This window comes from Arcicella sp. GW458-12-2-14-TSB2, assembly GCF_059423785.1.
Genome location: NZ_JBWKYN010000040.1, coordinates 1 through 13,860 on the forward strand (window position 1 = coordinate 1; position 13,860 = coordinate 13,860).

Genomic DNA, 13,860 nt, shown 5'->3' on the forward strand with positions numbered 1-13,860 from the left:
TAAAAAACGTATACTTTTGCAATCCTGAGAAAAACAGGTTAAATAATGGCTCTATAAGTCTCTTATAATCAGTATTTTATTTTTTAAATTAGTATTTAATTGTAATCAAATTCATATAATATGTACTGGACACTTGAATTAGCATCCTATCTAGAAGATGCTCCATGGCCTGCCACGAAAGATGAACTAATCGATTTCGCCATCCGTACTGGATCGCCACTTGAAGTAGTTGAAAATTTGCAAGAATTGGAAGACGACGGTCAACCTTACGAAAGCATCGAAGAAATCTGGCCAGATTATCCTACTAAAGATGATTTCTTCTTTAACGAAGATGAATATTAAAATTGGATAATAGAAAGTAATCACGAAGTGCCACCTGTTGAGGGTGGCACTTTTTTTGTTAATATTATAGATTGCTTTAAGCAATCAGCTATGAGATGTGAGCTGTTTACATTCCTAGCGTTAATAACAAAAAGCTTATTTCTCACAGCTCTAAATTAAACTACTTACATGAAAAATAACATCAGGATTAATATTATTAGTCAGTTCAATCAGGAGGATAAAGCCATCATTGTACCGATTTTGCAGACTAATGAGCCTACGAGTGAGCTAGAAAAAATAGCCCAAAATTATGGGATAGATGCCCTTTTGCTTAAACAAGACTTTAAGGCAGATTTCAAAGAAATTCATGTAGTGTATTCTGCTCAGCACCAGAAAGTAATATTGTTGGGTTTAGGGAAAAATCCCAACGCTGCTGATATTATTCGTGCATTCAGGAAACTGATTCACGAACAAAAAACAAAGTTACCCAACAGCGTGTGTATTGATGCCAGAACATTGCCCGAAGCATGGGTTGAATACCTTGTGAATGGCTGCATATTGGGTACTTATGATGTTGGCTTATATAAAACGGATGATAAAGCCAATATTCCACTATTGGGAAATGAGGGAACATTGAATATCATCAGCGAATCGAAAAACTTAGAAGCCTTCATTCAAAAAGGGAAAGCAATCGCCGAAACGCAAATGCAGATGTTTGACTTGATGAATGCCCCTGCTAATAAAAAAATACCACATACTTTAGCGAAATGGGCGCTAGCATCTGGCGAAAAATATAATTATTCAGTAAAGGTGCTTGAAAAACAGCAGTTGAATACCCAGAAACTCAATGCGCTTTTGGCGGTAGGACAAGGTAGCGAACACCCCCCGATGTTGATTACCATGGAATATCGTTCGCCCAAAGCTACCCAAACCGTAGGTTTAGTAGGCAAGGGAGTTACTTTTGATACTGGTGGAATATCCATAAAATCGTCGACTAATATGCACTTGATGAAGTCGGATATGGGAGGCGCCGCTGCTGTTTTTGGTGCGATAGAATTAGCCGCCAAGCTTGAATTACCCGTACATTTAATAGGCATAATCCCTGCTTGCGAAAATGCGGTAGATGGCAAATCGTTCAAACCAAGTGATATAATAAATTCTTATTCAGGAAAAACGATTGAAGTAATTGATACTGATGCGGAAGGAAGATTGATTCTGGCAGACGGATTAAGTTACCTAACCAAGAACTTCAAGGTGGATACTATCATAGATTTAGCTACACTGACAGGTAGTTGCGTAGCTACGCTAGGCTATCATGCTGCGGGTATGTTTACGAGCAATGATGAATTAGCTGATGCGTTGAATCAATCTGCTACTGAGACGGGAGAACGCCTATGGCGTTTGCCTTTGTGGGATGTCTACAAAGAAGATATTACTTCGGATATTGCAGATGTGCGCAATTATTCGGGTAAACCAATGGCGGGAGCTATCTCTGCGGCAAAATTCTTAGAAGTATTTACTGATAATCATCCAAAGTGGGCTCATTTAGATATTGCCGGAACAGCTTTTGGTGACACGGAATTTGCCCCGCAAAGAACTGGAACGGCCTTTGGTGTAAGGCTATTAGTCGATTTTTTAAGTAAAATATAGTTAGTACTTTCTTGGCTTAATCCGTTGATTTTATTAATTTTAATTAATTGCAAAATCTATTTAATCCTGATAAACTATGTCATCAACGCTTTCTTTTCTTTGTATTTCTACTTATTTTAAAGGGAATGAGTTTTTGCGAGCTTGTAAACAAGCTGGAAACAAGGTGTATTTATTGACGAATAAAAAGCTAGAACATAAACCTTGGGTTCGAGAATTTATTGATGAAATATTTTACGTTGAAGAAAAAGCGGATGGTTCTATTGATATGAACGAGGTAATTTTAGGTTTAGCCTATATGATGCGTTCAAGAAAGGTAGATAGGATTGTGGCTTTAGATGATTTTGATGTAGAGAAGGCTGCCCATTTACGAGAACATTTCCGAATTCCGGGTATGGGACAAACTACTAGCCGACATTTTAGGGATAAATTAGCTATGCGGATGAAAGCTAAGGAAGCTGGGATAAAAGTACCTATGTTTTCAAGCTTGTTTAATGATAATGATATTTTTGAATTTACACAGAAAGTTACCTATCCTTGTGTCATAAAACCTCGTTCAGAAGCCTCTGCTACAGGTATCAGAAAAGTATATAATTCCGAACAGTTGTGGGAGGTAGTTCATTATTTGGGCGACCGTCGCCATGAATATTTGGTTGAACAATTCAAGCCTGGTGATGTATTCCATGTGGATTCAATTTCTTTAAAAGGCGAATTTGTATTTACACGTTCAAGCCAATACTTATCCACACCAATGGAAGTGGCACACGGTGGAGGTATTTTTCGTTCAGTTACTGTACCTATTGGTTCTGAGTTAGACCTTGCCCTGCAAGAAGCTAATGCGCAAGTAATGAAAGCCTTTGGGATGAATTATTCTGCCACTCATTCCGAATTTATCAAAGACCATGAAACGGGTGAGATTATCTTTTTAGAAACAGCGTCAAGAGTAGGAGGGGCTAACCTTGCTGAAATGGTCGAAGCCTCATCGGGGATTAATCTATGGCGAGAATGGGCAAATATTGAAACGTCTGTAGCCAAAAAAGAAGAGTATACGTTGCCACCTGTTGAAAATAACTATTCAGGCATTATTATTTCTTTAACTAGACAACAATATCCCAATTTAGCAGGGTTTGATGCGCCAGAGATTTATTGGAGAATGAACGAAGAATATCATATCGGTATGATTGTAAAATCTGAAAGCCGTGAAAGAGTCATTGAAATTTTAGACGATTATGCACAGCGTATTTATCAAAATTTTCACGCTTCGGCTCCTGTTCCAGATAGACCAACACATTAAAAAATAACCTCTTCTCTGAGTAAGACTATTAAATAAAACTTCTTAAAATCACTAGTGATTTTAAGAAGTTTTATTTGCGTTTGCTCTGATATAAATGCACTGGAATTTTATTATCGCTTTCCTCGCTGATGGTAAAAAAGCTTGAGCCATCGTAGCTAAAACTAATGCCTTCTCCCTGTGGTTCCGCTGTATAGGGTAACAAACTAGCCGCACGCTTTAAGGCTGACGGAATGCTTTCATTGGTTTGTCGTCGCCAGTGAAATACTTGTAGATAGTTCTTGATAAGTATTTCTTGATTATCGGCAGAAATACTCCCATCTGTAATATAAAATCCTTGATTGTTGGCTACTGAAAATGAAACCTCTTCTACATATTCGGCCGTAATTGTTTGCGAAAAAGACTGGGGATAAGGAATCCGATAAAGGCGTTGGTTTTTTTCTCTTTTGCTTAAAATATAAATATCCTTCGTTGCTTGGTCGATTAACATACACTCAGCATCTTTTGCACCATCAGGATATTTAAACGTAATTTTTTGAACGTTAGTCAATGTGTTAACAGTTGGCGTATTGGTTGCAATAGTTGGTTCGGCTACTTTATAAATAGCATATTCGTCATATTGAGCATTGTTATCACCAATCTCGCCAATGTACAAATACGAACCTTCTGGAAAAGTAGCGCTCGAAATAGCCTCCCAGTCCCTATTTGTAGCACCTTGTAAATAAAACTCGTACAAGCCTTTGCCTGCTTTATCCATCAAAAAAATGCGATTGCTATCACCACTATCATTGTGAGTCCAGAGGTATCCTTTATTTGTCTGACTTGCTATTAAACCTGAGGCTTCGTCGATAGCCTTATTTTCGATAAGTCCTATATCTGTCGGGTTATCAAAATTGTCACTAATCGTAATCGGGGTAGGTTTTTCTTTACATGCCACTAATGATAATAGCAATAAGAAAATAAGCTTATTCATTTTCCTTTAAAGAAGGCTTTTCTTCTTCCTCCACTTTAGGGGTTACTTTTACTTTCTTAATCCTACGAGTATCTACGGAAGAAATTCTGAATTTATATTTGTCATACTCCACCTCTTCTCCAGCATGAGGCAAACGAGTAAACAACTCAATCAAAAGACCCGCCAATGATTCACTATCGCCTCGGGCCTTATCAAAATAATCATTATCTACACTTAGTGCACGACATACATCATTCAGAGAAACTTTGCCTTCAAATTCAAAAGAGCCATCATTTAATTTTACATAGCCCAAATCTTCTACATCCGACTCATCATGAATATCACCTACTATCTCCTCGATAATATCCTCCATTGTCACAATGCCCTCTGTTTCGCCATATTCGTTTACTACCACGGCCATGTGCACTCTTTTTTCTTGAAAATCGTACAATAAGTCGTCAATCTTTTTACTTTCTGGAATGAAAAAAGTTTGATGTAGTAAATCTTGCCATTTGAAATGCTCGTCTTTTTCCAGATGTGGCAAAAGGTCTTTGATATATAAAATACCCTCTATTTTATCAACAGTTTCTTTATAAACGGGCACACGCGAATAACCAGATTTGTTGATTTTATCCATCAATTCATGGAAATCAAAAGCAATATCAAAGGCCGTAATATCTCTTCTCGAACGCATTACGCTTTTCGCTGACGTACTTCCAAAATTTACAATGCCTTTTAAAAGGTCTTTTTCTTGTTCTGATGTGTCTTTACCCGTTGTAATCTCTAGGGCATGGTTTAGCTCGTCGGCAGTGATGGTATAGCCCTTGCGCTCCACTCTTTTTTCAATGATATTACTGATACCCAGTAATAACGAAGATAAAGGTTGAAAAATAACAGTAGCAATTTCTAATAAAGGAGCCGTTATTTTAGCAAAGCGGAGGTTGTTTTGTTGGGCCCAAACTTTCGGTATTAGTTCACCAAAAAAAGTAATGATAAAAGTCACCCCTACCAAAAGAACTAAGGTAGCTACTAAGCCCTCCTTTTCTTTTTCGCCTACTACTTGTTCGGTTACATAAGTAGCAATGGTGATAAAAGTAATGTTTACTAGATTGATGGAGATTAATAAAGTAGCTAGTAGTAGCTGTGGTTTGTCTAGTAATTTAGAGATTTTTCTTTCTGTACCACTATCACTTTCACGGCAAGCAGCACGTTCGTCGGCAGATAATGAAAAGAATGCGACTTCAGAGCCAGCCAACAAGGCTGATAATATTAATAAGCCTAATAGAATCAACGCATTGATTCCATAAACGCTGTAAGATGAGGTGCTTTCAATTTGGGCTAAAAGCACCAAAATCGGGTGAGGTTCGTCGGATAATCGGGTTTCCAAAATATAATGGGTTTTAGTGCTTTAGTGATTAATTGGTAATGATTGGTAATTAATTGTTTTGATATTTTTGTCTGATAGTTCTGAAAGCAAACATACTAATTACCAATCTTCAATCACTAACTAACTTATAATTTAAAATGGTAAATCATCACTATCGTCACTACCAGTATTGCTACTGAATTCAGGAGTCGGAGCAGGCGTTCTTTCGGGAGCAGGGCGTGATTGTTGCGCAGGTACTGCTTGAGCACTTTCAGAGCCTCCCTCACTACTTCTGCCACCTACCAAAGTCATAGAAGTTCCTCTAATCTTAGTTGTTTTTCTTACGATATTATCTTTGTCAGTATATTCTTCAGTACGAATTTTACCTTCAACATATACAGAATCTCCCTTGTGGAGGTATTGCTCTGCAATGTTGGCTAAATTATCCCAAAGTTCTATTCTATGCCATTCAGTTTGTTCAACTCTCTGTCCATCTCTATTATTATAAGCTTCAGAAGTTGCTATACTAAAAGTTGTTACTTTAGAACCACTAGGGAGTGATCTTACTTCTGGGTCAGCACCCAATCGTCCTAGCAGAATTACTTTGTTTACGCCAGCCATTTTTTAATTGTTTTTAAAAGTTTGAGAACCTATGTGAATTTAATGAAAAACAGTTCAAGTTACAAATTTGTCGATAGGAACTGATATTATATTTTATCGTTAAATATCTACAAAAAGTTCAAATTGAGCACCTATTTTCTATTAAAATACAAACTCTTTTAGGTAATTATTGACCAAGGTTGATTTTGGTAAATCGTCTACTTCATTGAGGCTGTACCATTCAAGTTCTTGAGGCAAATCTACAAGAAAATTTTCTTGTACTTCTAGATGCCAAAATTTCGTTTGTATGCGTTGATGAGTAAGTATATGAGTGTATGTGATTGATTCTCTTTTGATTAATGATTTTTTCATCAGGTCAGTCAAGAATACATCTTCATTAGCAAGATACAATAAATCTTGAATATTTTCTTCACATTCCTTTAGATAAAAATCATACATTCCTTCCCAAACATCTCTTCCTTTTCGTTTACGCATGGCAAAATTACCATTTTGTTCAATGATAAAGTAATTAAAAAAACGTTCTTTTACTTTTATCTTTTTAGATTTTACAGGAAGTACCGCCACACGGCCAGTAGCATAAGCAATACATTCCATCGAAAGTGGGCAAAACATACAATTGGGCAAAGCAGGCGTACATTGTAATGCTCCGAACTCCATAATGGCTTGATTGTGCATAGCCGAATTATCATCAGGCAATACACTTTCGGCTAATTGGGTAAATACTTTTTTGGCATCCTTGCCCGAAATATCGGTTGTTTCACCAAATACCCTTGCAAGTACTCTATACACATTGCCATCCAGCACAGCTACTTTTTCGCCTGAGGAAAAAGAGGCAATAGCAGCGGCAGTGTAAGTACCAATTCCTTTTAATTTTAATAATTCTGAATACTTTTTTGGAAATATACCGTTATAATCTTCAACAACCATCTTGGCTGTTTTGTGCAGATTCCTTGCCCTTGAATAGTACCCCAAACCCTGCCAAAGCCTTAATACTTCGTTTTCTTCGGCATTGGCTAAGTCTTGAATAGTTGGGAAGGCATTGACAAATTTATAGTAGTAAGGCAAGCCTTGTGCTACCCTAGTTTGTTGAAGAATAATTTCAGATAACCAGATGTAATACGGGTTTTGGGTGTTTCGCCAAGGTAAATCTCGTTTGTGTTGAAGATACCAATTCGTAATTTTTTTTGAGAAAAAATCGTTTTTCAAAGGATGAGTAGTTTGTTTGTTCGCAAATAGACTTTTGTACTAAAAATGACTGAATTTATTGTTTTTCCAAGAAATTAATCTAAAAATTGATATTCGAGAACGGATTTAAGTTTTGGCAATCGGCTAACAATTAAGCAATTACGAAAAAAAAGTTCGGATAATATTTTTTTGTTTCTTTCATAATTCAAACCAAAGCCGTACCTTTGTGACCCTTAATAATCAAGGGGTTACGAAAGTAATGATTTCATCACTAAAATCAAGGTGAACTCTACCGTTATTTTCAATGCTGAAACGCAACCAATCATTATTTGTTTAACATATTTTTTATTAATCCTAAAATTTTCAATAAAGTGACTAAAGCAGACGTAATCGCAGAAATTTCAGACAAGACTGGTATCGACAAAGCAGATGTATCAAGTGCAATTGAGTCTTTCTTTTCGGTAGTAAAAGACAACCTTTCAAATGGTGAACCAATTTATGTAAGAGGTTTCGGAAGTTTTGTAAACAAGAAAAGAGCACACAAAATCGCTCGTAACATCTCTAAGAATACTTCAATCGAGATTCCAGAACACTTTATTCCTAGTTTCAAACCTGCAAAAACTTTTGTAGAACAGGTTAAGTCAAACGCAAAATAGATTAAGTTTAGTTGTCTGTTCAAATTCTTTGTTATCCGTGTGAAACACTTTAACAGTAATTGGGGTTTTTAAAATTTACCTTAACAGATAAATTAATAGCTTAAAAACTAAAAAAATCATGCAAAAGCCTTTTATCATTATCATCGTTATTGCCTTCGGATTGGTTGGAGGTTTATACAGTTTACCCAAAGTAGTTGTGAACGATGAGAAGAGAAAGTTGGAGCAAACTTCGGAAGAAACCCCTGCGCCAACTGCCAATCGAGATAAAATGGCAGCATCTAAAACGCAAGAAAGTGCCGAAAGCCATGGTGCTACATTGAGTGTTGAACAGCAACGTGTGATTGCGCAATTGAAGGGGAGTTATTTGAATGGTAGCACAGCGAAAGTAAAAATGAAGGCGGCAGACGAATTGATTGCCAAATTTGTAGAATATACTCGCTTTGACAGTGCCGCTTATTATGCTGAGGAAGTAGCCAACAAAATCGAACCCTCAGAAACGAATTTGATGAAAGCAGGTAATTTGTATTACGAAGCATTTACCTACTCGCTTCAAGCAGAAAAGACTACAGTGTTAGGGGAAAAGGCCAGAGAAATTTTTAGTAAAGTTTTGGCAAAAAATCCTGAAAACTTGTTGGCTAAAACCAACATGGCAATGACTTACGTATCTACTTCGACCCCCATGCAGGGTATTACGATGTTGAGAGAAGTAATTGCAAAGGAACCAGATTATGAACCAGCTTTGTTCAGTTTAGGCATACTTTCTATTCGTTCAAATCAGTTTGGAAAAGCAGTTGAACGCTTTAAACAAATTTTGAAGAATAACCCGTCTAATTCAAAGGCAGCTTTGAATTTGGGATATTGCTTAGCTGAGTTAGACAGAAAAGAAGAGGCTAAAGCTATTCTAGAAAAAGTACTTGCGAATAGTACTGATTCACAAGAAAAAGCAGCAGCTAATGAAATTTTGTCAAAATTAAAGTAATATTGCACTTTGAATATTACTTTTCGAGCTTCTTTAGCATCAGAAATACAAAAACATTAAACATATTTTTAACATTTAAAACCTTTTAGAATCATGCCTTGCGGAAAAAAAAGAAAGAGACATAAGATCTCAACGCACAAAAGAAAGAAGCGTCTTAGAAAAAGTAGACATAAGAAGAAGTAGTTAAGGCATAAGGAAACGGGCAAAGTAAATATTTATTACCAGTCTTTTCCTTTCGCCTTAGTACCCAAAAAACAGGCAGAGTCTCCTATGTGGAATTTGCCTGTTTTTGTTGTTTTTGTGAGATTGATTGCTTGAAAGAAAAGTTTAATTACATAAAGGTTTCATTGTCAGTTTTTTATGTAATTTTCGGTCATGACATTTTGGGGATATGTAGTGATTTTAAAAAAATACTAAGTATTAATTACTAATGCTTTTTGTTTTCTATTTAGTGTTTAATCAGGCTATTTAATAAAGTCATTTGCTTAACCAAGATAAGTCACCTTCATTAAAGTCAATTTAAAAATATTAAATTTCAGACTAATTTTAATTAATAATTATCACTTTTCTGTCGTGATAATTCTCCTAATAAAAAATCGATTTTTCCTTTTTTTCTAGGCTCGCACATATCTGGAATTTTCTAAATTTTTAAAGACTTAACGCAAGCATACTCACTACTACGACGTCCTTCATATCTCTTTCATTTCTAAATGCTTTAATCACCTGTGAGTAATGAATTAATTATCAATTCGACTCCCAAAGGTGACCGCATTGCTTTGTTGCAAGACAAGCGTATTGTGGAATACCACTTAGAGGAGTCCGAACCACACTTTTCAGTCGGAGATATTTATCTCGGGACGGTCAAGAAGATGGTAACGGGATTGAACGCTGCCTTTATCGATATTGGCTATGAGAAAGACGCCTTTCTTCATTATCATGATTTAGGTCCGAACGTCAATTCCTTAAACAAATTTACGAAAGAGGTTATCGCTGAAAGATTACAGTCTGGACGATTAGATAACTTTAAGCTAGAACCTGAAATTGACAAGCACGATAAAATTGATAAGGTATTAAGTAAAAATACGCCAATTTTAGTGCAAGTTGTGAAGGAACCTATTTCGACAAAAGGACCTCGATTGTCTTGTGATATTTCTATCGCAGGGCGTTATACCGTCTTAGTTCCTTTTTCAAATGGGGTGAATATCTCCAAAAAAATTACCGCAAAGGCTGAACGTCAGCGTTTACAACGTTTGATGTCATCTATTAAACCTGCGAATTTTGGAGTGATTGTAAGAACAGTAGCTGAAGGGAAAGAAGTAGAGGAATTGGATAAAGACCTCCGCGAGTCCATCGCTAAATGGGATGCAGGAATGAAAGCACTGAAAAGTGCTAAACCACGTGATAAAATAATCGGAGAGATGAGCCGTGCAACATCAATGTTGCGTGATTTATTAAACGAGAATTTTGATAGCGTTGTCGTTGATACACCAGAACTGTTTCAAGAAGCCCGTAATTATGTTTCTAATATTGCTCCTGAAAAGGAAAAAATTGTGAAACTTCACCAAGGGAAGAATAAAGTATTTGAACAACTGGGTATCGAAAAACAACTGAAAATGTTGTTTGGACGTTCAGTAAGTTTACCACAGGGAGGTTATTTAATTGTAGAACATACCGAAGCTTTGCACGTAATAGATGTAAACTCAGGTAATAAATCTAACAACGAAGATGGCCAAGAAGCAACAGCCCTGAGTGTAAACCGTGAAGCTGCCAAAGAGATTGCTCGTCAGTTAAGACTGAGAGATATGGGCGGAATTATTGTCATTGACTTTATTGATATGAAAAGACCTGAAAACAAGAAATTGATTCAGGATATCATGAAGGATGAAATGAAAACCGACCGTTCTAAATATACCATTTTGCCTTTGACAAAGTTTGGTTTGATGCAAATTACACGTCAGCGGGTTCGTCCTGAGATGAATGTGGTAACAGCAGAAAACTGTCCGACTTGTGGCGGAACTGGCAAGATTACAGCAAGTATTGCTATTTCGGATATTATAGAGCATCATCTTGAACATATTCTAGAGAAACAAAACGAGAAAAAACCAACTATTTTACTTCATCCGTTTTTACATGCTTATTTTACAAAAGGTTTCCCTTCAATCCGTATGAAGTGGTTCTTTAAATATAAAACATGGGTGAATTTAATTCAGGATACGTCCTTTGGTATTACAGATTTCAAATTTCTGAACGACCATAGCGAGCCAATCGAATTGAATGGATAAACGATAATTACCTGAAAAAACAGCCTGATTTCATTTTGATTTCAGGCTGTTTTTTTTGGCTATATTTGTATAAATTTTAGATAGAGATGCCTCAAAAAAATGCTAGAAATTATTGGTGGTTGAATGCCAATCCTCGTATTTGGTCGATAGACTCGCTCAAACCTGAACAAGTACAGTCTTATACTTCGCATAACGAGTTTGACCATAAAAGGCGGATCTATAAATATTTCGAGGCTGTAAAGAAAGGCGATTTAGTGATTGGCTATGAATCTACTCCTGTAAAACAAATAAAAGCAATTTTTGAGATTACAGAAGCACTGCACGTCGACCCTCATTTTGGCGAAATAATCTCTTTCAAAATGAAAGAACGAGTACCCGAACCTATCGATTGGATTGAACTAAAATCAATACATTTCTTTAAAGATTCGGAAGTATTAAAGAATAATCAAGGAAGCTTATTCAAAATTACAGAGGATGAATTTGAGGCTATTCAGGCGATGATTGATGCACAGAAAGAAGCAATGATGGGTGAAGATGTGTTGATACCTTATGAAAAGAAAGATGCTTTAGTAGACCTATTCATGGACGAAGAGCAATTTGAAGAAATACTCGACACGCTGAAATACAAGAAAAATATTATTCTTCAAGGCCCTCCGGGCGTGGGCAAAACCTTTATTGCTAAGAGGCTAGCTTATACGCTGGTCGGTACTCAGGACGATTCCAGAATAAAGATGGTACAGTTTCACCAGTCGTATTCTTATGAAGACTTTATTCAAGGACTACGACCTGACGGAGAAGGAGGGTTTAAACTTAAAAATGGAGTATTTTATGAGTTTTGTAGGCAAGCGCAACGCAATGCAGGGATAGACCATTTTTTTATTATTGATGAAATAAACCGTGGTAATCTAAGCAAAATTTTTGGGGAATTGTTACTCCTAATTGAATCAGACAAACGTGGGAGAGCCAACGAAATGCCATTGACTTATGGTGATAAAGATTCTGAACCGTTTTATGTGCCTGATAATTTGTACATCATCGGCACAATGAATACAGCAGACCGCTCTTTGGCTATGATAGATTACGCTTTGCGAAGACGCTTTGCTTTTATTAACCTAGAACCGCTTTTCAATCAAAAGTTTGTAACATACTTAGTGCAAAAAGGAGTTGATAAAGGTTTTGCTGAAAACATCAGTAAAGCGATTACACAGTTGAATCAAGTGATTTCCAATGATAAAAATCTACAAAAAGGTTTTCAGATTGGACACAGTTATTTTTCAACTTTTGCGAATGAAGATGATACGCATAAATGGTATCGCAGGATTGTAAACCTAGAAATCGCTCCGCTTTTAGAAGAATATTGGTTTGATAATGAGGATAAAGTAAAGGCTGAAATTAAGAAATTGCTTGAAATTTAGGCTTTTAGCCATCGGACTTCAGCTTTCAGCCTTCTGTTCAAATTCTAAATTCTAGCGTCTTAAAGTCCAGAATCCTAAAGTCAAGAGTCTAAATACAATCAAAATGATTCCCATCGAAAACATATATTATTTACTCTGCTACGCTTGGAATCGGCTTGAGGAAAAGGAACTTATCAATGTTTCTACTATTGAAGTAACAGATTTGCCTAATTTGCTAGCAAGGGTGCTTTTGAAGGGTACAAAATTATTAATTAACCGTGGGCTAGATAAACAATACATCGCCGAACAAAACCTTTATCAAGGTATAAAAGGGAGAGTAGATTTTAATTATTCATTCCGTAAAAATCTATTTCAGCAAGGTTTGGCAATGTGCGAATTTGATGAACTTTCAGTTAATATTTTATCTAATCAGGTATTAAAAACTTCCTTACAGCATGTAATAAAACTGCCAACGCTTGATAGAAAACTGAAAAGAGAGATACAAACTGTTTTGTATCATTTAACAAATATTGACACTATTACCATCAGTAATGATACTTTTGCGCGTGTACAGATTAATCGTCATAATCAGTATTATCTCTTTTTACTCAATGTTTGTGAATTGTTACATCACAATCTACTGATTCACGAAAAAACAGGTGAAGTAAAATTTAAAGATTTTCTGAGAGACGAACGCCAAATGGCTAGGCTTTTTGAAGAGTTTGTCCGTAATTTCTACAAGATTGAAGTACCCGAAGCTAAGGTTTTTAGAGAAGATTTACATTGGCAGTTTACAGGCGAACAGTTGCAGTTTTTGCCCAAAATGCAAACAGATATTTCTATCAAACTCCCTTTTGACCGAAAGATTATCATAGATGCCAAGTATTATTCAGAGACACTTCAACATTTTTATGATGCTGAAAAAATACATTCTCGGAACCTATACCAAATGTTTGCCTACTTAAAAAATCAGCCAAACCTACAAGCTGAGGGGATTTTGTTGTACCCGACTGTTCAGAAAAGTATGAGTCTTTCTTATACTTACGAAGGACATCAAATCAGGGTAGAAACCTTAAATCTAAATCAATCGTGGATGGAAATCAAAAACGATTTGTTAAAAATATTAGATAAAAAACAGCACGAGTTAGCTACGCATGCTACCTAAA

General features: G+C 36.1%; 12 protein-coding genes. 8 read left to right on the forward strand and 4 right to left on the reverse strand.

What is annotated here, in order from left to right; all coding sequences use genetic code 11:
- Positions 1-120: 120 nt before the first annotated feature.
- From AC07XN_RS07970 to AC07XN_RS07980, 3 genes are all read left to right on the forward strand, one after another.
- Positions 121-342 carry a DUF2795 domain-containing protein gene (locus AC07XN_RS07970; RefSeq protein ID WP_092018230.1) on the forward strand — a complete coding sequence of 74 codons (222 nt, stop codon included), beginning with the start codon at positions 121-123 and terminating at the stop codon, positions 340-342.
- 168 nt (positions 343-510) lie between these two features.
- Positions 511-1,971, forward strand: coding sequence for a leucyl aminopeptidase family protein (locus AC07XN_RS07975; protein WP_494742650.1), 1,461 nt, complete (start codon positions 511-513; stop codon positions 1,969-1,971).
- A gap of 76 nt (positions 1,972-2,047) precedes the next feature.
- On the forward strand, positions 2,048-3,262 hold the full coding sequence (locus AC07XN_RS07980; RefSeq protein WP_494742651.1) for an ATP-grasp domain-containing protein: 1,215 nt from the start codon (positions 2,048-2,050) through the stop codon (positions 3,260-3,262).
- 70 nt (positions 3,263-3,332) lie between these two features.
- Here the strand turns inward: AC07XN_RS07980 and AC07XN_RS07985 are convergent, their stop codons facing one another.
- From AC07XN_RS07985 to mutY, 4 genes are all read right to left on the reverse strand, one after another.
- The gene (locus AC07XN_RS07985) at positions 3,333-4,232 is read right to left on the reverse strand and encodes a hypothetical protein (protein ID WP_494742652.1); all 900 of its coding nucleotides are present in this window, start codon (positions 4,230-4,232) and stop codon (positions 3,333-3,335) included.
- On the reverse strand, positions 4,225-5,598 hold the full coding sequence (gene gldE, locus AC07XN_RS07990) for a gliding motility-associated protein GldE (RefSeq protein WP_309922577.1): 1,374 nt from the start codon (positions 5,596-5,598) through the stop codon (positions 4,225-4,227). The genes AC07XN_RS07985 and gldE overlap by 8 nt, the downstream gene beginning before the upstream one ends.
- 132 nt (positions 5,599-5,730) lie before the next feature.
- Positions 5,731-6,198, reverse strand: coding sequence for a single-stranded DNA-binding protein (locus AC07XN_RS07995; protein WP_309922575.1), 468 nt, complete (start codon positions 6,196-6,198; stop codon positions 5,731-5,733).
- A 141-nt stretch (positions 6,199-6,339) separates the two neighbouring features.
- Positions 6,340-7,404 (reverse strand): A/G-specific adenine glycosylase, encoded by a 1,065-nt coding sequence (gene mutY / locus AC07XN_RS08000; RefSeq protein WP_494742653.1) that lies wholly within the window; start codon positions 7,402-7,404, stop codon positions 6,340-6,342.
- Between the two features lie 338 nt (positions 7,405-7,742).
- On the opposite strand from mutY, the gene AC07XN_RS08005 reads away from it, so the two are divergent.
- From AC07XN_RS08005 to mcrC, 5 genes are all read left to right on the forward strand, one after another.
- Positions 7,743-8,039, forward strand: a complete 297-nt coding sequence (locus tag AC07XN_RS08005; protein WP_492803641.1) for an HU family DNA-binding protein — start codon at positions 7,743-7,745, stop codon at positions 8,037-8,039.
- A 118-nt stretch (positions 8,040-8,157) separates the two neighbouring features.
- Positions 8,158-9,018: a tetratricopeptide repeat protein gene (locus tag AC07XN_RS08010; protein ID WP_309922567.1), complete on the forward strand. Its 861-nt coding sequence runs from the start codon at positions 8,158-8,160 to the stop codon at positions 9,016-9,018.
- 725 nt (positions 9,019-9,743) lie between these two features.
- A complete protein-coding gene (locus AC07XN_RS08015) occupies positions 9,744-11,300 on the forward strand; it encodes an Rne/Rng family ribonuclease (protein WP_309922564.1) in 1,557 nt (518 codons plus the stop codon).
- An 86-nt stretch (positions 11,301-11,386) separates the two neighbouring features.
- On the forward strand, positions 11,387-12,715 hold the full coding sequence (locus AC07XN_RS08020) for an AAA family ATPase (protein ID WP_494742654.1): 1,329 nt from the start codon (positions 11,387-11,389) through the stop codon (positions 12,713-12,715).
- A 103-nt stretch (positions 12,716-12,818) separates the two neighbouring features.
- Positions 12,819-13,859 (forward strand): 5-methylcytosine-specific restriction endonuclease system specificity protein McrC, encoded by a 1,041-nt coding sequence (gene mcrC, locus AC07XN_RS08025; RefSeq protein WP_494742655.1) that lies wholly within the window; start codon positions 12,819-12,821, stop codon positions 13,857-13,859.
- Position 13,860 lies beyond the last annotated feature (1 nt).